The organism is Aeromonas sp. 603079 (assembly GCF_049172135.1).
Taxonomy (GTDB): Bacteria; Pseudomonadota; Gammaproteobacteria; order Enterobacterales; family Aeromonadaceae; genus Aeromonas; species Aeromonas veronii.
Genome location: NZ_JAAKPX010000002.1, coordinates 35,056 through 57,541, shown reverse-complemented (window position 1 = coordinate 57,541; position 22,486 = coordinate 35,056). Strand labels below are relative to the sequence as shown.

21 protein-coding genes are annotated in these 22,486 nt (G+C 60.9%); 8 read left to right on the top strand and 13 right to left on the bottom strand.

Annotated features, from left to right (window positions below; translation table 11 throughout):
• Window positions 1-26 precede the first annotated feature (26 nt).
• From G5287_RS01440 to G5287_RS01415, 6 genes are all read right to left on the bottom strand, one after another.
• Window positions 27-1,754 carry a potassium/proton antiporter gene (locus G5287_RS01440; protein WP_043818568.1) on the bottom strand — a complete coding sequence of 576 codons (1,728 nt, stop codon included), beginning with the start codon at window positions 1,752-1,754 and terminating at the stop codon, window positions 27-29.
• A 279-nt stretch (window positions 1,755-2,033) separates the two neighbouring features.
• Window positions 2,034-2,180, bottom strand: coding sequence for a hypothetical protein (locus tag G5287_RS01435; protein WP_005337933.1), 147 nt, complete (start codon window positions 2,178-2,180; stop codon window positions 2,034-2,036).
• The gene (locus G5287_RS01430) at window positions 2,177-2,866 is read right to left on the bottom strand and encodes a M15 family metallopeptidase (protein ID WP_421230667.1); all 690 of its coding nucleotides are present in this window, start codon (window positions 2,864-2,866) and stop codon (window positions 2,177-2,179) included. The genes G5287_RS01435 and G5287_RS01430 overlap by 4 nt, the downstream gene beginning before the upstream one ends.
• Window positions 2,863-3,990, bottom strand: coding sequence for a succinyl-diaminopimelate desuccinylase (gene dapE / locus G5287_RS01425; protein ID WP_421230666.1), 1,128 nt, complete (start codon window positions 3,988-3,990; stop codon window positions 2,863-2,865). The genes G5287_RS01430 and dapE overlap by 4 nt, the downstream gene beginning before the upstream one ends.
• Window positions 3,991-4,009: 19 nt before the next feature.
• On the bottom strand, window positions 4,010-4,360 hold the full coding sequence (locus tag G5287_RS01420) for an ArsC family reductase (RefSeq protein ID WP_005337930.1): 351 nt from the start codon (window positions 4,358-4,360) through the stop codon (window positions 4,010-4,012).
• A gap of 318 nt (window positions 4,361-4,678) precedes the next feature.
• Window positions 4,679-4,993 carry a hypothetical protein gene (locus G5287_RS01415; RefSeq protein WP_266134434.1) on the bottom strand — a complete coding sequence of 105 codons (315 nt, stop codon included), beginning with the start codon at window positions 4,991-4,993 and terminating at the stop codon, window positions 4,679-4,681.
• A 285-nt stretch (window positions 4,994-5,278) separates the two neighbouring features.
• Here G5287_RS01415 and dcuC point away from each other — a divergent pair, with 285 nt between their 5' ends.
• Together dcuC and G5287_RS01405 are read left to right on the top strand one after the other, a co-directional pair.
• Complete coding sequence (gene dcuC, locus G5287_RS01410) at window positions 5,279-6,655, top strand: C4-dicarboxylate transporter DcuC (protein WP_421230665.1); 1,377 nt, start codon at window positions 5,279-5,281, stop codon at window positions 6,653-6,655.
• Between the two features lie 84 nt (window positions 6,656-6,739).
• Window positions 6,740-7,879 (top strand): M20 family metallopeptidase, encoded by a 1,140-nt coding sequence (locus tag G5287_RS01405; RefSeq protein WP_216954207.1) that lies wholly within the window; start codon window positions 6,740-6,742, stop codon window positions 7,877-7,879.
• A 140-nt stretch (window positions 7,880-8,019) separates the two neighbouring features.
• Here G5287_RS01405 and G5287_RS01400 read toward each other — a convergent pair whose 3' ends face one another.
• The 4 genes from G5287_RS01400 to asnS all read right to left on the bottom strand — a co-directional run bounded on the left by G5287_RS01400 (window position 8,020) and on the right by asnS (window position 12,836).
• Entirely contained in the window at window positions 8,020-8,676 is a 657-nt protein-coding gene (locus G5287_RS01400; RefSeq protein ID WP_421230664.1) for a hypothetical protein, read from the bottom strand.
• Between the two features lie 174 nt (window positions 8,677-8,850).
• On the bottom strand, window positions 8,851-10,194 hold the full coding sequence (locus G5287_RS01395) for an anaerobic C4-dicarboxylate transporter (RefSeq protein ID WP_005337916.1): 1,344 nt from the start codon (window positions 10,192-10,194) through the stop codon (window positions 8,851-8,853).
• A gap of 375 nt (window positions 10,195-10,569) precedes the next feature.
• A complete protein-coding gene (locus tag G5287_RS01390) occupies window positions 10,570-11,325 on the bottom strand; it encodes a substrate-binding periplasmic protein (RefSeq protein WP_216979130.1) in 756 nt (251 codons plus the stop codon).
• 110 nt (window positions 11,326-11,435) lie between these two features.
• Complete coding sequence (gene asnS, locus G5287_RS01385) at window positions 11,436-12,836, bottom strand: asparagine--tRNA ligase (protein WP_216979129.1); 1,401 nt, start codon at window positions 12,834-12,836, stop codon at window positions 11,436-11,438.
• 194 nt (window positions 12,837-13,030) lie between these two features.
• Here asnS and G5287_RS01380 point away from each other — a divergent pair, with 194 nt between their 5' ends.
• A complete protein-coding gene (locus G5287_RS01380) occupies window positions 13,031-13,381 on the top strand; it encodes a hypothetical protein (RefSeq protein ID WP_216979128.1) in 351 nt (116 codons plus the stop codon).
• A gap of 23 nt (window positions 13,382-13,404) precedes the next feature.
• On the opposite strand, the gene G5287_RS01375 is transcribed toward G5287_RS01380, so the two are convergent.
• Window positions 13,405-14,217: a HAMP domain-containing protein gene (locus tag G5287_RS01375; RefSeq protein ID WP_216979127.1), complete on the bottom strand. Its 813-nt coding sequence runs from the start codon at window positions 14,215-14,217 to the stop codon at window positions 13,405-13,407.
• 176 nt (window positions 14,218-14,393) lie between these two features.
• Entirely contained in the window at window positions 14,394-15,668 is a 1,275-nt protein-coding gene (bioA, locus tag G5287_RS01370) for an adenosylmethionine--8-amino-7-oxononanoate transaminase (RefSeq protein WP_421230663.1), read from the bottom strand.
• Between the two features lie 193 nt (window positions 15,669-15,861).
• Here bioA and bioB point away from each other — a divergent pair, with 193 nt between their 5' ends.
• The 5 genes from bioB (at window position 15,862) to htpX (ending at window position 20,672) form a co-directional block, all read left to right on the top strand.
• Window positions 15,862-16,950, top strand: coding sequence for a biotin synthase BioB (gene bioB / locus G5287_RS01365; protein ID WP_421230662.1), 1,089 nt, complete (start codon window positions 15,862-15,864; stop codon window positions 16,948-16,950).
• Window positions 16,947-18,143 (top strand): 8-amino-7-oxononanoate synthase, encoded by a 1,197-nt coding sequence (bioF, locus tag G5287_RS01360; RefSeq protein ID WP_421230661.1) that lies wholly within the window; start codon window positions 16,947-16,949, stop codon window positions 18,141-18,143. Before bioB ends, bioF begins: the two co-directional genes overlap by 4 nt.
• Window positions 18,136-18,951, top strand: coding sequence for a malonyl-ACP O-methyltransferase BioC (gene bioC, locus G5287_RS01355; RefSeq protein ID WP_216979124.1), 816 nt, complete (start codon window positions 18,136-18,138; stop codon window positions 18,949-18,951). Before bioF ends, bioC begins: the two co-directional genes overlap by 8 nt.
• A 60-nt stretch (window positions 18,952-19,011) precedes the next feature.
• Window positions 19,012-19,689, top strand: coding sequence for a dethiobiotin synthase (gene bioD / locus G5287_RS01350; protein ID WP_227340888.1), 678 nt, complete (start codon window positions 19,012-19,014; stop codon window positions 19,687-19,689).
• 110 nt (window positions 19,690-19,799) lie between these two features.
• On the top strand, window positions 19,800-20,672 hold the full coding sequence (gene htpX, locus G5287_RS01345) for a protease HtpX (protein ID WP_069527876.1): 873 nt from the start codon (window positions 19,800-19,802) through the stop codon (window positions 20,670-20,672).
• 77 nt (window positions 20,673-20,749) lie between these two features.
• Here the strand turns inward: htpX and G5287_RS01340 are convergent, their stop codons facing one another.
• Window positions 20,750-22,462, bottom strand: coding sequence for a methyl-accepting chemotaxis protein (locus G5287_RS01340; protein WP_421171973.1), 1,713 nt, complete (start codon window positions 22,460-22,462; stop codon window positions 20,750-20,752).
• Window positions 22,463-22,486: the final 24 nt, after the last annotated feature.

Below are 22,486 nucleotides of genomic sequence, written 5' to 3'. Positions count from 1 at the left end.
CTGGGGACTTGATACGGGACGGTCGGTCAGACCGGGTCCTCTTCCTGAAAGCGCACCCCGATCTTGCTCGGCACGCTCTCGTCCATTTCGGCCACGGTCCAGATCAGGCCCTGCCATTCGATGTTGTCACCGACCACCAGATTATCGCCCAACTGACTGGCAATAAAATCGCCCAGTGTCTGATCCGCCACCTCGCTCACATCCAGCCCGTAGAGAGGGGCGAGATCCACCAGCCGTGCGGCCGCTTCCAGCAGGAAGTCACCGAAGAAGCGGGGGCCGAGATCCTGCTCCGGCGCCTGACTGAACAGCTGACCGAGGGCTGGGAGGTCACGTTCGTGGCCGATCACGCAGAGGATGTCATCGGCCTGAAGACAGGTACTGCCCGAGGGGTGGAGCAGCTCGCGGCCACGAAACAGGGCGCAGATCCGGGTGCCGGCGGGCATCTGCAGATCCCGCAGCGGCGAGCCGATGCACCACTTCTCCTCCCCCAGCTGGTAGACGAAGGTCTCCCACTGGCTGTCGAGATCGATCTCGAGCCCGGAGCGGTTGATGGGCGACGGTGGTGCCGGCACCTCCACCCGCGCTAGTTTTGAGGCCAGCGGCAGCGAGCTGCCCTGCAAAATTAGCGAAACCAGCACCACGAAGAAGGCGACGTTGAAGTAGAGCTGGGCGTTGGGAAGTCCCGCCATCATGGGGAACACCGCCAGAATGATGGGCACGGCGCCGCGCAGGCCAACCCAGGAGATAAACCAGCGCTCGCGGGGGGCGAAGTTCTTGAACGGCAGTAGCCCGATCCAGACCGACACCGGGCGGGCAAACAGGATCATCCACATCGCCAGCGCCAGCGCGGGCAGGGCGATGGGCAGCAGCTTGTGGGGGGAGGCGAGCAGCCCCAGCACCAGAAACATGCCGATTTGGCTGAGCCAGGTCAGACCGTCCAGCACCGACAAGGTAGTGCTGCGACTGCGCAGGGCGAGGTTGCCGAGCAACAGACCGGTGAGATAGATGGCGAGAATGCCGCTGCCACCGACCGCCGTGGTGAGGGCGAAGATCAGCAGGCCGCCGCTGACGGTGAGCAGCGGATAGAGCCCCGGCGCCAGGCGGGCTGTGTTGATGAGGCGCCACAGCAGCCAGCCGCCGCCAAGGCCAATCCCGGCGCCAAGGCCAAACTGCTTGACCAGTTGCAGCAGCAGGAAGCCCCCATCCAGCCCTTGCTGGGCGGTGGCGAGCACCTCGATCAGGGTGACGGTGAGAAACACCGCCATGGGGTCGTTGCTGCCTGACTCTATCTCCAGCGTCGCGCTCACCCGCTCGTTGAGGCTGCGCCCGCCAAGCAGGGAGAAAACCGCCGCCGCATCGGTGGAGCCGACGATGGCGCCGATCAGCATCCCCTGCATCAGGTTGAGGTCAAACAGCCAGGCGGCGGCGAGACCCGTCAGGCCGGTGGTGATGGCCACCCCGACCGTCGCCAGCGACAGGGCAGGCCAGAGTGCCACCCGGAACGAGGAAACCCGGGTGCGCATGCCGCCGTCGAGCAATATGATGGCAAGCGCCAGGTTGCCCACCAGATAGGCGATGGAGTAGTCGGCGAAGTGGATGCCACCGGGGCCATCCTCACCGGCCAGCATGCCGACGGCGAGGAAGATAACCAGAATGGGAATACCGAGGCGGGAAGAGAGGGCGCTCAACAGTACGCTGGCACCCACCAACAGGGCAGCGACAAAAAAGAAACTGTTGATGGTAGCGGCATCCAAGGGCGAACTCCTTCCTGGTAATGTGCAAAGTAGGCACATTATATGCAGTTAGGCCCCCCTTGTGTGGCTTATTTGTGCATCAATTTGCACTTTCTTACATTTTTCATCCCTTTTTTCAGCATGGCCGCGCCATATTCTGACAGTGACGGGGTTAACGAAAGCGGAGTCAAAGGAGCGTCGATTTCAGGATGCGCAGGGAGGAGAGGGCGGGGAAAAGCGAAACGGCACAGCAGAGGGAGAGGGGAGCACAAGGGCGCTCCCCACGGGATGGGGCAGGATTCAGTCGTCCTCGTCATCCTTCACTTCGCGGATCTTGTCCTTGTAGTTGGGCAACTGCTTCTCCAGCCGTTTCATGTCTTTGATGGCATTGAGAAACAGCCCGAGCAGGAACAGCAGCGGCAACCCTATCCACAGCCAGAGATTCATGGGATTTTCCTTTCGTCAGGACAGGTGGTGACATAACGGGCCAAAATTTCATCAAGGTTGGCCAATATGGTCGACTTGCCTTCAATATCTGCCTGTTGCAGACAAAGCGCCAGTGCCGCGGGATCGAGCCGCTGCTCATCGGACTCTAGCGAGAAGCTGATATGCCAGGGCTCGTAGGCGACCCCGCTCTCTGCCCCGAGCGGCTTGGCATAAGGGAGGAAGAAGCCGAAGTCGCTCATGTGGTCGCTGAGCCACTCGCTGAGATCTGCAAACCAGCCCCCGGCTTCATACTCCCACGGCTCCAGTGCCAGTTTGGTATCGGCAGGCAAACAGTCCGGGTCGTAGATATCGAGATCGGTCCCCCAGTGGTGGCGGCTGGTGCCGGGCAGGGCGCTCCAGCGCAGGATGGCGTGCAGCCGCTCCACCTCGCCCAGTTGCAGGGCATCGATGGGCTGGCTGCTGGCATCGAGCAGTGGCCGTTCGCCGCGCCACTTGCCATTCCAGATGGCGAGCTGGCGCTCGAAGCTGCGCCAGCTGGAGGCCGCCTGCAGGTTGAACCCCTCATAGGCGGCCGCCACCTGCATGTCGTTGAAGGCCGCCGCTGTGGCGGCGGTCAGACGATGAGGGCCGCGCCCCACCAGAATAAGGTGGCTCTCGTCGAGCCCCAGCAGTTGTTCCTGCGTCATGCCAGCAATCTCTCGAGCACCCCTTGGTACATGTCCGCCAGCAGATCCAGATCGTCCGCCTTCACACACTCGTTAACCTTGTGGATGGTAGCGTTGACCGGGCCGAGCTCGATCACCTCGGCGCCGGTGGGGGCGATAAAGCGCCCGTCGGAGGTGCCGCCGGTGGTGAGCAGGGCCGGTCGCTGACCGTTCACCGCCTCGATGGCCGCCACAGCCGCATCAAGCAGCGCGCCGGTGTCGGTGAGGAATGGCTGGCCGGAGAGGGTCCAGCTCAGCTGATAATCGAGGCCATGTTTATCCAGCAGCGCTTCGACCTGCTCACGGAGATCCATGTCGGTCAGTTCGGTGCTGAAGCGGAAGTTGAACTGCACCTGCAGCTCGCCCGGAATGACGTTGGAGGCGCCGGTGCCGGCCGAGATGTTGGCGATCTGGAAGCTGGTGGGCGGGAAGTAGGCGTTGCCCTCATCCCACACGGTGGCGGCGAGTTCCGCCAGCGCTGGCGCGGCTTTGTGAATGGGGTTGTCCGCCAGATGGGGATAGGCCACATGGCCCTGCACCCCGCGCACCAGCAGATCGCCGGTGATGGAGCCGCGGCGGCCATTTTTCACCACATCCCCGACCACGGCGGTGGAGGAGGGCTCGCCGACGATGCACCAGCGGATCTTCTCGTTACGGGCCTCCAGGGTGTCGATCACCCGGGTGGTGCCATTGATAAAGGGCCCCTCCTCATCGGAGGTGATGAGAAAGGCGATGGACCCGGTGTGATCCGGATGCTCGGCCACGAAGCGCTCGACCGCCACCACCATGGAAGCCAGCGAGCCCTTCATGTCGGCGGCGCCGCGCCCATAGAGCACGCCATCCTTGATGGTCGGCTCGAACGGCGGAGTGTGCCATTTGTCCAGCGGCCCGGCGGGCACCACGTCGGTGTGGCCGGCGAAGCAGAACAGCGGCCCTTCGCTGCCGCGGCGGGCCCAGAGGTTGGTGGTATCCTCAAATACCATGGGCTCGATGACAAACCCGAGCTTGGCGAGGCGCTCCGCCATCAGGGTCTGACACCCTTCATCGAGGGGGGTAACGGAGGGGCGGCGGATCAGATCCTTGGCCAGTGCGATGACATCCGACATCAGTTGTCCTTAGTTGTCCTTAACGGGAAAAGAGGGATTGGTAGTGATCAGCCTTGAAACCCAGAGTCAGTTCGCCGTCACGGTCGAGCAGCGGGCGCTTGATCATGGCCGGATGTTCCAGCAGCAGGGCGCGCGCCTTGGCGGTATCGAGCCCCTGTTTGGCCTCATCCGGCAGGGCGCGGAAGGTGGTGCCGCGACTATTGAGCAGGGCTTCCCAGCCGAGTTTTGCCAGCCAGCTGTCCAGATCGTCCGGGTTCAGGCCGTCGGCGCGGTGGTCGTGAAAGCGGTAGTCGATACCAGCCTCATCCAGCCACTTGCGGGCTTTCTTGATGGTGTCGCAGTTCTTGATGCCATAGAGGGTGATGGCCATGGGGAGTCCTTCTCTTGTGGGCGCTGGCCGTGGCCGTGCCCGAAAATCCGAATCAACAGAGTGCAAGGGCCCGATTCTGGCATTGTGGCAATCCCATGGCAACGCCGATGGTCCGGCTCGCGGGTTTTACCGGAACTGGTCACACCTGAACGGCGATTTTGAGCACAAAGTCAGAAGCAGTGGGGCTGGCGTGCCCGATGGGGTTGGGTATTGCGGGAGAAGATCGACTATTGCAGGAGAAAAAGAGAAGGGGGCAAACGCCAGATAGCCAAAACGCGCCAGTGGGCGCGTTTTGGTCGGCATCATCAAGTACCTCAATCAGTGCAGGGTGGTCCACTCATGGTCAAAGACCCGGGCCCGTTCCCAGGGTGCATCAGGCAGGCTGGAAGAGAGGCCAGTGTATTTGCCCACGTCGTCCACCACGATGGCGGAGAGGATCGGCAGGTTGTTTTCGGTGCAGTACATGCGGATGCGTTGCAGCAGGGTGCGCAGTTCATCCTGGCACTGCTCCAGCCCGGCCTGCTTGGCCAGTTTGGAATAACGAATGGTAGTGCGTTCCTTTGCAGACTCGACGAGGATGTCCCACAGCTTGTAGTCGCAGGTCGAGACACCTGCGGTGGCTTGGCTTGTCATAACTCTCTCCGGCGCGAAATGGTCGCTATATGTCGAAGCGCATCTTCGCCACTTCGGCGCTGTCGTATGTTGATCCAACGCAAAAAAGAGGGGAGTCGCGTCAGACAATTCTCTTTCCGAGAATGGTAAAGGTTTTTCTGTGGGTGAAAAAACGAAAATTTGGCACTTGGCTAACATATTGTGCTGTCAAAGCCCAATGTCGTCACCTTTATTGATGGGGATCAAAGGCAAACAGTAGTCAGATCACTAGATTTCGCTCCTCGATAAATTTATCAGGAGTGAATATTGGAACTTTTATTCGTCTTGCTCGTTCTGGTCGCCGTGGTCTACGGCATCATCAAGGATTACAGCCCGCAGGCGGTGCTGGCGCTGGCGGGCATGGCCATTTTTGCAGTGGCCTACTGGTTGGGGCTGCACCCCATTCTCCCCGCTGACAAGAGCACCGGCTTCGCCCTGTTCGACCTGTTCGAAGTGTTCAAGGGGATCTTCTCCTACCGCGCGGCGGGCCTCGGCCTCACCATCATGGCGGTGGCGGGTTTTGCCACTTACATGTCCCATATCGGGGCCTCTCAGGCGCTGGTGCGGGTGGCGGTCAAGCCGGTGGCGGGCATCCAGTCCAGCTACCTGATGCTCGCCATCTGTTATCTGGTGGCGGTCTTTGTCTCCCTATTCGTCACCTCCGCCACCGGCCTTGGCCTGTTGTTGATGGTCACCATGTATCCGGTGATGCGCAACCTCGGCATCAGCCCGGCCTCCGCCTGTGGTGTCATCGCCACCTCCCAGGCGTTTGAAATTGGCCCGACCCAGACCAACGCCATCTTCTCCGCCGGTCAATCCGGCATGGATCCGACCAGCTATTTCGTCGACTACCAGATCTGGCTGGTGGCCCCCATGCTGCTGGTGACCATGGTGCTGCACTTCTTCTGGCAGCGTCACTGCGATCGCAAGGATGGCTGGGATCCTGCGCTCCATCGCGGCGATCACGCCGAGCTGGACGAGCAGGGCACCGAGAGCGTGCAGGCGCCCACCTGGTATGCCCTGCTGCCGATAATCCCCTTCGTGCTGATGATGACCTTCTCCAAGCTGCTGGTGAGCGACATCAAGATGAGCGTGGAGGTGGCCATGCTGCTGTCGGTCTTTATCGGCATGCTGTGCGAGCTGCTGCGTAGCCGCTCGGTGCGAACCGCATTCGCGGGGCTGTCGAGCTTCCTCGATGGCATGGGCAAGGTGTTTGGCCCTGTGGTGGCGCTCATCGTCTGTGCCGAGCTGTTTGCCGAATCTCTCAAGGCCATCGGCGCCATCGATACCCTGCTGCACTCTGCCAGCAATGCCGGTATCGGCAGCGGCCTGATGACCCTGGTGATGGTGGGCCTCATCATGGTGGCGGCGGTCATCATGGGCTCCGGCAACGCGGCGTTCCTGAGCTTCTCGACCCTGGCACCGGCGGTGGCGGCCAAGTTTGGCGTGCCTGCGGTGACCATGTTGCTGCCGATGCAGCTCGCGTCCAGTATCGGCCGTACCATCTCTCCCATCGCGGCGGTGCTGATCGCTTGTGCGGGGATTGCCAAGGTGTCGCCCTTTACCGTGGTCAAACGCACCAGCGTGCCGATGGCGGGGGCGCTGGTGACGGCGCTGACCCTCAACTATCTGCTGTTTATGTAAGCGGGTGGCGGACGGCACGAGCTGTCCGCCCCTTTCACTCGGCTGTCGGACGGGAGGCCTGCCCTCCCGTCCCAGGAGATGACAATGACAGACTCTCGCAACGCTTTTTCTCTGGATGCCTACCTGGCAGATCTGGCCCCGCTCATCAACCTCGATTGCGGTACTCGCACCCCGGCCGGGGTGGCCAAAGTGGCCGACATCATGACCGAGAAATATGAGGCCATCGGCTGGCAGGTGACCCGCCACCAGTTTGCTGCCGAGTGCGGCCCCTGCCTCGAGGCAACCAATGCACCGGGTGCCGCTCACTACGACGTGATGCTGGTGGGACACATGGACACCGTCTTCCCCGAGGGAACAGCGGCCAAGCGCCCGTTGAAAATCGAAGGCAATCAAGCCTTTGGCCCCGGTGTCTCGGACATGAAGAGTGGCCTGCTCTCTATCTGGTATGCACTTAAAGAGATGGATCCGGTGCAGCTGGCCAAGCTCAAGGTGCTGGTCTGCTGCAACTGCGACGAAGAGATTGGCTCCCCCTGGTCGAAAGATTGGCTGGTGGAGAAGGCCAAACAGAGCGGCTGCGTGCTGGTGGCCGAAGCGGCGCGCCCCAACGGGGATCTCATCAGCGCCCGCAAGGGCAATGCCAAGTACCGCATCACCTTTCACGGCAAGGCGTCCCATGCCGGTTCGGCTCTGACCGAAGGGGTCTCTGCCATCACAGAACTCGCTCATTGGGTGCTGGCCATTAACGAGCAGGTCAACATGACCACGGGCACCACCATGAACGTCGGCGTGGTACAGGGCGGCACCGGCGTTAACGTGGTGCCCGACTTTGCCGAGGCAATCGTCGATCTGCGTTTCTGGAGTAACGAAGAGGCCGCTGCGGTGCACGAGCGGCTCACCTTTATGGCCAACAACCCCTTCCTTGCGGGCTGTCGGGTCGAGGTGGATCGCCAGACCTTCAAGCCGGCGATGCGCCCGAGCGGCGATACAGAAGCTGTGATGGCGCTGGTGGAGGCGGCTGCGAAAGAGGAGGGGATCTCCTTCAACTGGCTGGAGGCCGGTGGCGGTTCGGATGCCAACTTTACCGCCGCCGCGGGGGTGCCGTCCCTCGATGGTTTCGGCCCCATGGGGGGCGGTTTTCACTCGGAGGCGGAATTCCTGCTGCTGGACAGCATCGAGCCGCGCATCCGCCTGCTGCAGCGGGTGCTGGGCAAGCTGGCGAAATAAGCCGGTTTATCCCTTGTTCGGGTCATCATGGCCCGCTCAAAATTGGTCCGCTCCACTCCAAACGGGAGGCTGTTGCCTCCCTTTTTTTATCTCGATTTTTCGCGCGTCCCTGAACGAGCGCGCCAGATGGCTTGAGGCCGTTACCCCTGTGGCTCAGCCAGATAGGCCAGATGATCCTGCCGTGCTACCTGCCAGCCATCGAGGCGCAGCGGGGCGGCAAAGCCCGGGCCGTCAGTCACCATGGTGTGGTACTCCCCCTGCTCGCCGCAGGCATCGAAGTCTTGGGTTGCTGCCAGCTGCTGCAACTCGGCGAGGGTGGCGGCATCAAGGGGGCGTCCAGTCCACTCGGGGGCCAGCACCCGGGTATCGATGCAGGAGAGGTGGGCGACGATGCCGCGGGCCAGCATATCCGCCAGCAAGGCTTGGCGAGATTGCTGCCAGAGCGGGGTATGGACGGTGAGCCCAAGCGGGCGGCAGCGCTCGCGGATCCAGTTAGGCGCGCCGCCCACGCTGTCGATATCTCCGGTGACTACGCCATCGAGTTGCCACTCCTCCTTGAGCCGTGCCAGTTCCCGCTCATAACCGAGATCGAACGGCGCTTCTATGGTGACCAGCAGATGGGGCAGCCCGAGGGCTTCCGCCTGACGGCGCACCAGCGGCAAGGGGTGAGCGAGAAATCGGGGCTCTGGCGGCGCAAAGGTGGCCAGTGCCACCACCTGATGGCCCGCTTGACGGGCATGACAGAGAGCCAGCATGGCATCTTTGCCACCGCTCCAGAGCAGGATGACGCGAGACATGGATGAGATTCCGGTGGTGAACGAGGGGGCATGCTACCCAGCGGCGGGGGCAGAGGTAAAGGCATAGTGTCCGGAAATGGCGGCGGGGAAGTGGTTGAGGTAACGGAGCGGGGAAAAAAGCAGGCCCCCGAAGCGGGGGCCTGTATTGCAATAGCGTGGTAAACGCCGCTGCGATTAGAGCAGGATGCTGGTGAGGATAAAGCCCAGCGAGCAGGAGGTCACCACCCCGATCAGCCCCGGAATGATGAAGCTGTGGTTGATGATGAACTTGCCGATGCGGGTGGTGCCGGAGCGGTCGAAACCGATACAGGCCAGATCGCTCGGGTAGGTTGGCAGCACGAAGTAGCCGTAGCTGGCTGGCAGGAAGGCGATCAGCAGCTTCGGCTCGACACCCAGCGCCAGACCCATGGGGGCGATGGCGGTGAGGGCGGCTGCCTGGCTGTTCACCAGCTTGGAGATGAGGAACAGCACCAGGGCGTAGGTCCAGGGTTGGGCCTGTACCACATGGGCCAGGGTCTCTTTGAGCAGCGGCATGTGAGCCTGGAAGAAGGTCTCACTCATCCAGGCAACCCCGAATACGGAGAAGATGGCGACCATACCCGCCTTGAAGACGGCACCGTTGGCGATCTCGCCCGGCTTGACCTTGCAGCGCATCAGGATGATGGCACCGGCGATCAGCATCATCATCTGGATCACCAGGTTCATGGAGAGCGGGCCGGTCTTGTCCTTGATGGTGAACACCGGACGCAGACCTTCGTTGGCACCGAGCAATACCACGGCAGCGATGGCGGCGAAGAAGATCCAGGTAGACCAGTAGGCCTCTTTCGGGAACTTGGTGTTGAGCAGGGTTTCACCACCGCCGTAGATGAAGGCGCGCTGCTCCGGGTCTTTGATCTTGGCCTGGAACTCTTCGTCCTTGTCCAGATCCTTGCCGCGACGCAGGCTCCACAGGGCAGCCACGATGACACCGGTCAGGGAGGAGGGGATGGCGATCATCAGGATGTCGAGCAGGCCGTAAGCCTGACCGATACCGTGACCTGCCGCCAGAATGGAGACCATGGAGACCACGGCAACGGAGACCGGGGAGGCGCAGATGGCCATCTGGGAGGCAACGGAGGCCACGGCCATCGGGCGCTCGGGGCGGATGTTCTTCTGCAGCGCGATGTCAGCGATGATGGGGAACATGGTGTAGACCACGTGGCCGGTACCGCACAGGAAGGTGAGGGTCCAGGTGGTGAGCGGCGCCAGGATAGTGATGTATTGCGGGTGGCGGCGCAGCAGACGCTCGGCCACTTGCATCATCAGGTTGAGGCCACCGGCAGTCTGCAGGGTGGCGGCACAGCCGATCACCGCCAGAATGGTCAGCATTACCTGAACAGGCGGTTCGCCCGGCACCAGGCCGAAGACGAAGGTCAGCAGGAAGAGACCGATACCACTGATGAGACCGAGTCCCATGCCCCCAAAGCGAGTACCCAGCAGCAAGCAGCCGAGTACCACCAAAAATTCCATCAAGATCATTCCGTTACCTCGTGTGATTCAACCCATATTGCCGCGGGTAGCCTGAACCATGAATTGTCATTGTCTGTTTTATTTAGCCCAAAAGGGTTAGTTGCTATTCTGCTCCCCTGAAAAAGTGAAAAAATTGAGTTACTTCAATAACTCGATGAATTTTTGATTAAACCACTTAAAAACCACGTACTAACAAAAACATCATTTTTGTCACCAAGTGGTATCACTCGGGGCCAAGCCCATCAGAGTGCAACCAGAGGCGTTGTGATGGGGAAGGCGTTGGTAAGGAAGTTGTGGAAAAAGGCCCGGGTCAGGGGAGAAGAGGCTGTAAAAACACGGGTTAAAGATATCTTTTTTGACAAATGGGGTGTTCTGCGACTCTGCTCATCGGGGGGCGGGTGCTGATAGCAGATAGCGACGCTGATACTGTTCGCTCAGCTGCTTGATATCGAGTCTGGCTAGCGCATTGTTCACTCGCTGTTGCAGTTGCTGTTGATCGGGACGGAACATGATGTGCAGGCTCTTGTACCCGAGGATCTTCGGGTTGAACTGCAGCTGTTCGGGGTGGAGTTTGTCATCGTGATAGGTGAGCCAGTAGAAAACATCCCGGTCGATCACGGCCAGATCGAGCCGGTCGCGCTGCAATTTTCGCAGGTTGAGGTGATCGTCGTCCACGGCAAAGGTGTTGAGGCGCTTGCTGGCCATCAGGGCATCAAATTCACGGGTATTGATATAACCTGCGACGACCCCAATCCGGTAGGAAGCGAGATCTTCGAGTCGCTGCCAGTGGATAGGGGGGCCGGCTTGCTGCGCCATGCCCAGCACACTACTGCCCACGCTGGTGGAGATATGCCACCGTTTATCCAGATCATCGGCGAAGTATTTGGGGAAGTAGCCGCTGTAGTGCTGGGCGGGATCGGATGCCAGCAACATGGCTCGATGCCAGGGGTAGAAGTCAAACTGAACCTCCAGCCCCGCTTCGGCAAATGCACGCTTGACGATATGGCCGGTAAGGCCACCATCAGGGAGATGCTGGCTGGTATAGGGGGGCCACTCCAGGGTGGTCAGGTGCACGGGTTCTGCCCGCAATTGCAGGGGGAGCCAGAGCAGCAAGAGTGTCAGAAGCCGACGATATCCCATGAACGACCCATTCCTTGTGTCGATTGGTTCTGAGTATTACCCATAACGGGGGTAATAAAAAAGCCGACCCTGAGGACGGCTTTTGCAATGTAGTGGCAATATGCCGCTGATCAGAACTCGGCGGTACGCGGAGTTCGCGGGAACGGGATCACGTCGCGGACGTTGCCCATACCGGTCACGTAAACCACCAGACGCTCGAAGCCCAGACCGAAGCCGGAGTGCGGGACTGTGCCGTAGCGGCGCAGATCGCGATACCACCAGTAATCTTCCTGCTTCAGGCCCATCTCGGCCAGGCGGGCATCCAGTACCTCCAGACGCTCTTCACGCTGGGAGCCACCGATGATCTCGCCAATACCAGGTGCCAGTACGTCCATCGCGGCAACGGTCTTGCCGTCGTCGTTGAGGCGCATGTAGAAGGCCTTGATATCTTTCGGATAGTTCTTCACCACCACCGGAGACTTGAAGTGCTCCTCGGCCAGATAGCGTTCGTGCTCGGAGGAGAGATCGATGCCCCAGGAGACCGGGAACTCGAACTTCTTGCCGCAGTTTTTCAGCACTTCGATGGCATCTGTGTAATCAATCTGGGCGAAGTCGGAGGCGACGAAACGCTCCAGACGGCCGATGGCATCCTTGTCTACGTGCTGGGCAAAGAACTCCAGATCGTCGCGACGCTCGGTCAGGACGGCGTTGAAGACATACTTCAGCATGGCTTCGGCCAGGGCGGCGTTATCTTCCAGATTGTTGAAGGCCACTTCCGGCTCCACCATCCAGAACTCGGCCAGGTGACGGCTGGTGTTGGAGTTTTCAGCGCGGAAGGTCGGCCCGAAGGTATAGACCTTGGAGAGGGCGCAGGCATAGGTTTCGGCGTTCAGCTGGCCGGATACGGTCAGGAAGGCCTCTTTGCCGAAGAAATCTTCGTTGTAGTCCACCTTGCCGGCGTCGGTACGCGGCAGGTTTTCCAGATCCAGGGTAGAGACACGGAACATCTCGCCGGCCCCTTCGGTATCAGAGGCGGTGATGAGCGGGGTCGCAACCCAGACAAAGCCCTCTTCGTGGAAGAAGCGGTGGATAGCTTGCGCCAGGCAGTGGCGAACCCGGGTCACGGCACCCACGATGTTGGTGCGCGGACGCAGGTGGGCCTGTTCACGCAGGTACTCGATGCTGTGGCGCTTGGCGGCCATCGGGTAGGTATCGGGATCTTCGACCCAGCCGACGACCTTCACATCGGTGGCCTGCAGTTCGAAAGCCTGGCCGCTGCCCTGGGATTCGGCGATGATGCCAGTCACTTCCACGGAGCAGGCGGTGGTCAGACGCAGCACTTCATTCTCGTAATTGGCCAGGGTATTGGGGACGACGGCCTGTACCGGATGGAAACAGGAGCCATCGGAAATGGCCAAAAATGAGATCCCCGCCTTGGAATCACGGCGAGTCCGGATCCACCCTCGTACAGTCAGGGTGGTGCCAACCGCATATTTACCGGTCAGCACATCAACTACGGATGCGTGCGTCATCGAAATATTGTCTCCAGCTTGTTCTTGCAGCGCTATTTGCAACACTAGGGAGTCTGGCCCGGGCACAGATGGCCCACCATGGCAGACTAAGCCGTCAATCTTACCCGCGCGGGTTTGATAAACAAGCAAAAATGTCGGACTCTGGTGGGGTTTTCAGCATGGTTCACCCAAGCAGGGTTCCCTCGGGACAGGAGATGCGAGTGAAAGAGCGGCGACAAGGGCCGGATTGGCTGACACGACTGTTGCGAGCAATGGTGCTGATCTGCTGGTGCGGTTTTATCGTGCTGCTTGCGCTCTATCACTATGCTAGGCCGGAGATTGCATATGGTTTTCTGGTTTACGGCGGCATCAAGGTACGCGATTACTGGGATCCCGCACTCACTCCCTGGTTGGTGCATGGCCTGTGGGGTTGCAGCTTGCTGACCCTAGCTGTACTGCTGCTGGAGCGGCGGCGCAGTCGGCGCAGGGATGATGCCTATCACGTCAATCTGGCGATCCTGCTGCTGATCCTTATTGCTTGTCTGCTGTTCTATTACACCGGTTAGCCGATGCCGGGTGGTGTGGTCCGCTATTCGCCAGGGCGAGCTCCCGGCTTGCCGCCGAGCGGTCGCTTGCCGAGCTGTCGCTCCACACTGTCGAGCATCTGGTTGTAGGCCACCGCCACCCGGCCAATCTCGTCGCCGTCATCCCCCTCCAGCCGGTGGCCGAAGTCGTGCAGGTCGGTGGCCTCTTCCATGGAGCGGGTCAACTGGTTGAGAGGGCGCACGATCCAGGTGCGGATGACCCAGAGGGTCAGCAGCAGTCCCATCCCGAAGATGCCGGTGAGAATGAGCGCCGAGGTGAGAATATTCTGCTCGACCCGGGTAAACAGCGAATCGAGGGAGTAGTCAAAGCGCACCGCACCAAGCACGGTATTCTCCGGCACCAGATGACAGCTGGTGCAGTCGGTGCCGCGAAAATCCTTCTTGGCCAGCAGCGGTCGGGTCACCACCAGACGGCTGTGCATGCCGTTGTGCACCACCTCCAGACTCCCTTTGCCCGCCAGAGCCAGCTCATCAAACTCATCCTTTACCTGCTCTGTCTCCCGTCCCGGCCCGAACTGTTTGCTCACCGCGTCGCCACGGACGATGCGGGCATCCTCCACATGGGCGTGGTCGAGAAACTTGCCGCGTAGGGTATCGCGGGCATCCATCTTGCCGGTCAGCATCAGCATGTTGAGGCCGTCGAAATAGGCTTCGGTCTGCTCGCGGCTCTGCTCCTTGATGAGGGTCAGGATGAGATCGCGCTCGCGCACCGCCTGATAGGCTGCGGAGAAGACCAGTACCATGGAGAAGATGAAGAGCAGGAAAAAGTTGATTTTGGCAGCAATGGAGAGGCGCATGAGCAGTCTTTCTTGATGGTAAAACCGCAGCAGTTTACCCCTCTTGGGGCCTCAGGTCTGGTGTTTTGCTCACATTACGGCAAGTGAAACTGCACTGAAGTGGATAAAGTTGCCCTTTTTATATATCAAATGCCGGTAGTCAAACGGGCGGCTGCGATGGCCGCCCGCTGCATGCCTTAAAACTCGCCTTCGGTGATGGCCTGACGGATGGCGCCGGTCAATACCCGCAGCTCTTCAGGGGTGATGACGAACGGGGGCATCAGGTAGACCAGCTTGCCAAAGGGGCGGATCCAGGCGCCCAGTTCGACAAACTTGCGCTGGATGCGCGCTACATCCACCCGCTCTTTCATCTCCACCACCCCGATGGCGCCGAGCACTCGCACATCCGCGACCGCCGGGTGCAGGGTCAGCTCTACCAGCTCGGTACGCAACTGATGCTCGATGGCGCGCACCCGCTCCTGCCAAGGTGAGGTCAGCAGCAGAGCGATGGAGGCGTTGGCCACCGCGCAGGCAAGCGGGTTGCCCATAAAGGTGGGGCCGTGCATAAAGACGCCGGCCTTGCCGTCACAGATGGTGCGGGCGACCTGCTCGGTGGTCAGGGTCGCCGAGAGGGTGAGGTAGCCGCCGGTGAGCGCCTTGCCCAGACACATGATGTCGGGGCTGATCCCCGCCCAGTCGCAGGCAAACAGCTGGCCGGTGCGGCCAAAGCCGGTGGCAATCTCGTCAGCTATGAGCAGCACGCCGAACTCGTCGCACAGGGCGCGTACCCACTGCAGATAGCGGGGGTGATAGAAGCGCATGCCGCCAGCGCCTTGCACTATGGGCTCAAGCACGATGGCGGCGATCTCCTCGTGATGATCTGCCATGAGTGTGGCCAGCTCCACCACGCACTGCTCGTCCCACTCGGCGTGGAAGCGACAGCTGGGCGCATCGACAAAATGGTGCTCCGGCAGGAATCCCTTGTAGAGCTCATGCATGCCACCATCGGGATCGCAGACGCTCATGGCGCCAAAGGTGTCGCCGTGATAGCCGCTGCGCAGGGCGACAAATTTGGCTCTGGGCGTCCCCTTGGCATGCCAGTACTGCTGCGCCATTTTGAGCGCCACTTCCACTGCCACCGAGCCGGAATCGGCCAGAAATACCCGATCAAGCCCCTTCGGAGTGATCTCCACCAGCTTGCGGCAGAGCTCGACCGCCGGGGCGTGGGTCAGCCCGCCAAACATCACGTGGGACATCTTGCCGAGCTGTGCGGTGGCAGCAGCGTCCAACTCCGGCACCTGATAGCCGTGCACGCAAGCCCACCAGGAGCTCATGCCATCCACCAGTTCGCGGCCATCGCTGAGGGTGATGGTCACCCCTTTGGCGCTGGCCACTTCATAGCAAGGCAGGGGGTGAGTGAGTGAGGTATAGGGGTGCCAGATGTGGTGCAGGTCGAATTCTTGAGTGGTCATTTGTTGCTCTGTTGTCAATTGGTTTGATCTGGTCGGCGTTGACAGTCTACGCGTGCTCTCTACACTAGCCAACAATTTCAGCCACTTGGCACTGCGCATCACCTTGAGCGCGCGGGCCCGGCGGCGGGTTTTGTAGCCGTCCATCCTAAGATGGCGGGCGCAGGATCCCACTAATAACAACCGGAAGCCATGTATGAATGCTCTCACCGCGGGCGGTCACGCCCTTCGTCACGACTGGACCCTGTCCGAGGTTCAGGATCTCTTTGCCCTGCCATTCAACGATCTGCTGTTTCAGGCCCAGACCGTCCACCGTGCCCATTTCGACCCGAACGAAGTGCAGGTGAGCACCCTGCTCTCCATCAAGACCGGCGCCTGCCCGGAAGATTGCAAATACTGCCCCCAGAGCGCCCGTTACCACACCGGTCTTGAGGCCGAGCGGCTGATGGAGGTGGAAAAGGTGCTGGAGCGGGCCCGTGAAGCGAAGGCCAACGGCTCGTCACGCTTTTGCATGGGGGCCGCCTGGCGCAACCCCAAAGAGAAGGACATGCCCTACATCATCCGGATGATTGAGGAGGTGCGGGGGCTGGGGATGGAGACCTGCATGACCCTGGGGATGCTCACCGCCGATCAGGCGGCGCGTCTGGGGGCCGCGGGGCTCGATTACTACAACCACAACCTCGACACCTCGCCGGAGTTCTACGGCGATATCATCTCCACCCGCACCTATCAGGACCGGCTCGATACCCTGGAGCATGTGCGCGGCGCGGGCATGAAGGTCTGCTCCGGCGGCATCGTCGGCATGGGCGAGCAGGCGAAAGATCGGGCGGGCCTCTTGATGGCGCTGGCCAACCTGCCCCGTCACCCCGAAAGTGTGCCCATCAACATGCTGGTCAAGGTAAAGGGGACGCCGCTGGAGAACGAGGAGAACCTCGATCCGTTCGAATTTATCCGCACCATCGCCGTGGCGCGGATCATGATGCCCGCCTCCCATGTGCGTCTCTCCGCCGGGCGAGAAAAGATGAACGAGCAGATGCAGGCCATGTGCTTTATGGCGGGGGCCAACTCCATTTTCTACGGCTGCAAACTGCTGACCACCCCCAACCCGGACGAAAACAGCGACATGCAGCTGTTCAAGCGGCTCGGCATTCGTCCCGCCCAGCGGGCCCAGAAGCCGGATCAGGTTCAAGAAGAGGAGCTGCTGGCCGAGGTGAGCCGCCAGAGTGAACCTGCCGAAATGTTTTATGACGCCACCCGCCCCCGAGCAGGGGTCGTGCGGTCATGACTGGCCCAGCAGTAACGGGCCCCTTTGGGTTGGGCACGGCGCTGGCCGAGCGCGAGCAGGTGGGTCTGCTGCGCAACCGCATCGCGACCGACGGGGCGAGTGGCGGGCGGCTCAGGGTTGCAGGGCGCGAATACTTCAACTTTTCCGCCAACGACTATCTGGGACTGGCGGATCACGGCGCCATCAAGGCCGCCTTCAACGCGGGGATTGAGCGTTATGGCACGGGCTCCGGCGCCTCGCCGCTGGTGACCGGTTACAGCCGTGCCCACCAACAGCTTGAGGAGACCCTGGCCGAGTGGCTCGGGGTGGAGGCGGTGCTGCTGTTCAACTGCGGTTTTTCGGCCAATCAGGCGGTGCTCAAAGCGCTGCTCGGCAAGGAGCATCTGCTGTGGCAGGACAAACTCAACCACGCCTCTTTGCAGGAGATGGGCAGTCAGCTCCCCTGTAAGATGAAGCGCTTTGCCCACAACGATATGGCTGCCCTTGAACGGCAGCTTGAGCCAAATCGCGGATTGATTGTCTCGGAAGGGGTGTTCAGCATGGACGGGGATCAGGCCCCCTGGGGTGAGCTCGCAACCCTCGCCGCCCGGAGCGGCAACTGGCTGATGATCGACGATGCCCATGGTCTCGGCGTGATGGGGCCCGAGGGGAGCGGCACTCTGGCGGCGCAGGAGGTAGATCCGGCCAGCGTACACATCCAGATGGGCACTTTTGGCAAGGCGCTTGGTGTGGCTGGCGCTTTTGTCGGCGGCAGCCGCGAGCTGGTGGAGTATTTGGTCAACTTCGCCCGCCACTATGTCTACAGCACCCATATGCCGGCGGCGCAGGCTTGCGCAGTCAGCAAGAGCATCGAGCTGGTGCGTGCCGCCGATGAGGCCCGCTCCCATCTTGGTAAGCTCATCGCCCGCTTCCGGCAAGGGGCAGAGGCGTTGGGTTGGCAACTCGGTGCGAGCGATACCCCCATCCAGCCGCTGCTGGTGGGGGAGAGCAGCACCGCTCTGCAACTGGCTGAACGGCTGCGGGAGCGCGGCGTCTGGGTGAGCGCCATCCGCCCGCCCACTGTGCCGGTCGGTACGGCCCGGCTGCGCATTACTCTGAGTGCAGCCCACCGCGAGCGGGATGTGGATCGCCTGCTCGATGCCTTGGGGGTCAGCCCTTCAGTTACAACGCTTGGGGAGGCTCACTATGGCTGAGCGTTTTCAAACGGTCGACAAGGCGCAGCTTGCTCGCCGTTTCGGCGCCGCCGCTCGTCATTACGATGCCCATGCCCGCTTTCAGCAGGAGGTGGGTCAGGCGCTGCTGGAATGGATGCCAGACAGGCTGGTTGGCACTGATCTGACGGTGAGCGGGCTGGATCTGGGCTGCGGCACCGGCTTTTTCTTGCCCCAACTGGCGAACCGTTGTCACCAGCTGGTGGGGCTTGATCTCGCCCCCGGCATGCTGGCGCAGGCCGCCTTGCGTGGCAGCGGTGCTCGCCTGCTCTGCGGCGATGCGGAGCAGCTTCCTTTCGCCGATAACTCGTTCGACTGGGTTTTCTCCAGTCTGGCGTTGCAGTGGTGCGAGCGTCCGGCCCAGGCTTTTGGCGAGCTGCTTCGGGTGGTCAAACCGGGCGGCCAGATCTTTTTCTCGACCCTGCTCGATGAGTCGCTCTGGCAGTTGCGAGCCGCCTGGCAGCAGCTTGATGGTCGCGCCCATGTCAATCGCTTCCTCAGCCTGCCACAATTGGAGCAGGCGCTGGCTAGCGCCGGGGTATCTGCTCCCGAGCTGCGTTGTATCACCTGGGATCTCGCCTATCTTGAATTGCCGCAGTTGTTGCGCGATCTCAAGGGGATTGGGGCCAATCAGATCAACGACAATCAAGGGGGCGCCGCCCCAGCCGGTCTGAGCGGTCGCGCCAGATTGCAGCAGCTGGCTCAGGCATATGAAGCATTTCGCCAGCCCGGTGGCAGGTTGGTCGCCAGTTATCGGGTGTGTCTCGGTCGCCTCAGCAAGCCTCGCTGAGCGCCGGGAATTGCAGTGTGTGCAGGGCAGTGAGCCACTCCCTGCCAAGGAGAGAACCATATGAAATCATTCTTTATCACCGGCACAGATACCGATGCGGGCAAGACGCTGGTGGCACGCACTCTGCTGCGCGAATTCAGCGCACAGGGGATCCGCTGTGCCGGCTACAAGCCTATCTCGGCAGGGTGTGCCCGAACACCCGATGGATTGCGCAACCTCGACGCTGTTCTGTTGCAGGAGGCGGCGAGTGTTCAGCTGCCTTATGAGGTGGTCAATCCCTTTGCCTATGAGCCGCCGATTGCGCCCCATATCGCTGCCAGCGAGGCGCGCCAGCCCATTACCATGCAGGGGCTGAGCGAGGGGCTGCGCAAGATTGAACAGGCAGGGGCCGAGCTTGCAGTAGTGGAAGGGGCGGGGGGCTGGTATCTGCCGCTGGATCGCAAGCATCTGCTGTCGGATTGGGTGAAGCAGGAGAACATGCCGGTGATTTTGGTGGTGGGGGCCAAACTGGGCTGTCTCAACCATGCACTGCTCACCTTTGCTGCCATTCGCAACGATCGGTTGCCAGTGGCGGGATGGGTTATTAATCGCCTTCACAGTGCCATGAGCCACTATCAGGAAAATCTGGACACCCTGAGGGGGATGTTACCGGCCCCGTTTCTGGGGGAAATTCCCTTTATAAACAATCCATTTGAGGCTGATTTGCAGGGGCGGCTTGATATCTCTCCGCTCTTGTGACGTCACATTCAGCGAACATTCATCGAGTCTCCCTAAAATTCATCCATAACATGGAGATAGGGAGGTCGAGTGATCTATCTCCGTGTCTTTAATTCTCACAAGGAGTCTATATGAAGCGAATTATGCTATTCCTGGTGACCAACCTGGCCGTCATGCTGGTGCTGGGGGTGGTACTCAATATCCTGTTCTCGGTTCTGGGGATCAACAAGTCCAGCATTTCCGGGCTGTTGATGTTCTGTGCCGTGTTCGGTTTTGGGGGTTCCTTTATCTCCTTGCTGATGTCCAAGTGGATGGCCAAGCGCAGCTATGGCGTCCAGGTCATCGAGCAACCTCGTAACGAGACCGAGCACTGGCTGGTGAGCACTGTTGCCCGTCAGGCCCGCGAAGCGGGTATCAAGATGCCGGAAGTGGGGATCTACGACTCTCCCGAGATGAACGCCTTTGCGACCGGCGCCCGCCGAGATGATTCGCTGGTGGCGGTCTCCTCCGGCCTGCTCTACAGCATGAGCCGTGACGAGGCGGAAGCGGTACTGGCCCACGAGGTGAGCCACGTTGCCAACGGCGACATGGTGACCCTGACCCTGATCCAGGGGGTGGTGAACACCTTCGTGATGTTCTTCGCCCGCATCGTGGCTGGCGTCATCAGCAACTTCTTCAGTTCCAACAACGAGGAAGAGAGCAGCAGCACCGGTGGTTTTGCCTACATGATCACCGTGTTTGTGCTGGAGATGTTGTTCGGCATTCTGGCCTCCATCATCGTCATGTGGTTCAGCCGTCAGCGCGAGTTCCGTGCCGATGCCGGTGCCGCCAAGCTGGCCGGTCGCGACAAGATGATTGCCGCCCTTGAGCGCCTCTCCCGCGGTGCCGAGCCGCAGCTGGAAGGCTCCATGATGGCCTTTGGCATCAACGGCAAGCGCTCCATGAGCGAACTGTTCATGAGCCACCCGCCCATCGAGCAGCGTATCGCCGCCCTGCGTGGTTGATAGATACTGAATGACAGGGGATAACCCCGAATAAAAAACGGCTGCCTTGGGGCAGCCGTTTTGTTTTGCAGCCTTCTTTAAAGCTTGAAGTGCCCCATCTCCTGGCGCAGCACCCGTGACAGCTGCTTGAGCTTGGCTGCCTCTTGGGACACGTGGCGGGCTGCGTCCCCCGATTGTTCCGAGAGGGAGGTGATGTTGCCGACGGTAGAGACCACCTCGTTGGCGGCGGTGGACTGCTCGCGCAGGGTGTGGCTGATCTCTCCCATCAGACCGGTGAGATTGGAGGCGTGGCTCTGGATGCTGGCGATTGCCTGCCCGGTCTGGTTGGCCAGTGTGACCCCGCGGGAGACGTTGTTGACCGTGTTCTCCATGCTGCGGATAGAGGCATCCGCCCCGCTCTGGATCTTGCTGATCATCCCGGTGATCTGCTGGGTCGAGGCCGCCGAGCGGCTGGCCAGATTGCGTACTTCGTCGGCAACCACCGCAAAGCCACGTCCCTGCTCACCGGCCCGCGCCGCCTCGATAGCCGCGTTGAGGGCCAGCAGGTTGGTCTGATCGGCGATGCCGCGGATCACGCCGATGATCTCCGAGATCTGCTGGGTATGGCTGTTGAGTTCTGCGATGGTGCTGGCTGCATCCCCCACAGTGGTGGAGATATTCTCGATGCTGCCAAGCGTCTCCTTGATGACCCCGGAGCCCTCCTCCAGCGTGTCGGCTGAGACCTTGCTGAGCTCGTCTGCATGGCTGGCATTGTCGGAGAGGTGGCTGATGCTCACCACCAGCTCTTCGATGGCGGCGGCCATGGTCTGGGTACTGGTTTGCTGATCGGTGGCGAACTGGGCGGTCTGCTCCGCTATCTGGGCGATGCTGTCGGCCGAATTGGACAACTCCTCGGTGGAGTGGGATACCTTGCCGATGATCCCCTTGAGGGTGCTCTGTGTGGTGCCAAGCAGGCCGATCAGACTCTCTTTCGAGCCTTGGGGCACCTTGATGGGGCGGGAGAAATCCCCTTCCGCCAGCAGATGGAGATCGGTCTTGAGCTGTTCGACCGAGGTGCCCACCAGATCGAGCAGGGAGCGATATGTGCGCCAGAGGAAGAACATCAATACCAGACCGAGGGCGATAAAGAGATAGCGCAGCATGTCGGTATTGGTGGTGGCACTCTCGACCGCCTCCTGGTTGCGCCCCTCCATCATCACGTAGAAATCGTCGATGGGTGACATGATGCGACCCTTGTTCTGGTGATAGGCCTTGTCATGCATCATGGCGATGGCCTTCTGCTGGTTGGCGGCCAGATCACCGTCCGTCTGCTGCACCAGTTTGAAGGCAGCCACCTCGGTGTTGACCAGTGCATCCGAGTTGTTCTTGGCCTCGTTGAGCTTGGCGAGTTCAGCATCGGTGAAACCGGCATCCTTCATCAGATCGATCAGGCCGCGGCGAACATTGCTGTCGGGGCGAGGATTCTGGCCGTTGGCCGCGACAAAATCCCAATAGATACGGTTGTAGCCATCCGGTCTCGGCTGTTCGCCGTTGCGAATGGCCAGGATCCGCATGTACTGCTGCTCGTAGGCTGGATCCTTGGTGATGACGTAGGTGCGACCGAGTCGGGTCAGGTCATCGGAGGATTGGCGCAGCTCGTCGGCCAGCAGGTAGGAGAGATATTGTTGTCGATAACTCTCTTCCAGTTGTTTACCCGCCCAGCTGTAGGCGAAAAACACCAGTGACAGCAGGATCAGGGTGATGACGGAGAGCAAGAGGTTGAGTTGAAAGGCGGGTTTGTTCTGTTCCATGGTTTGAGCGTCCTTATTCTCACC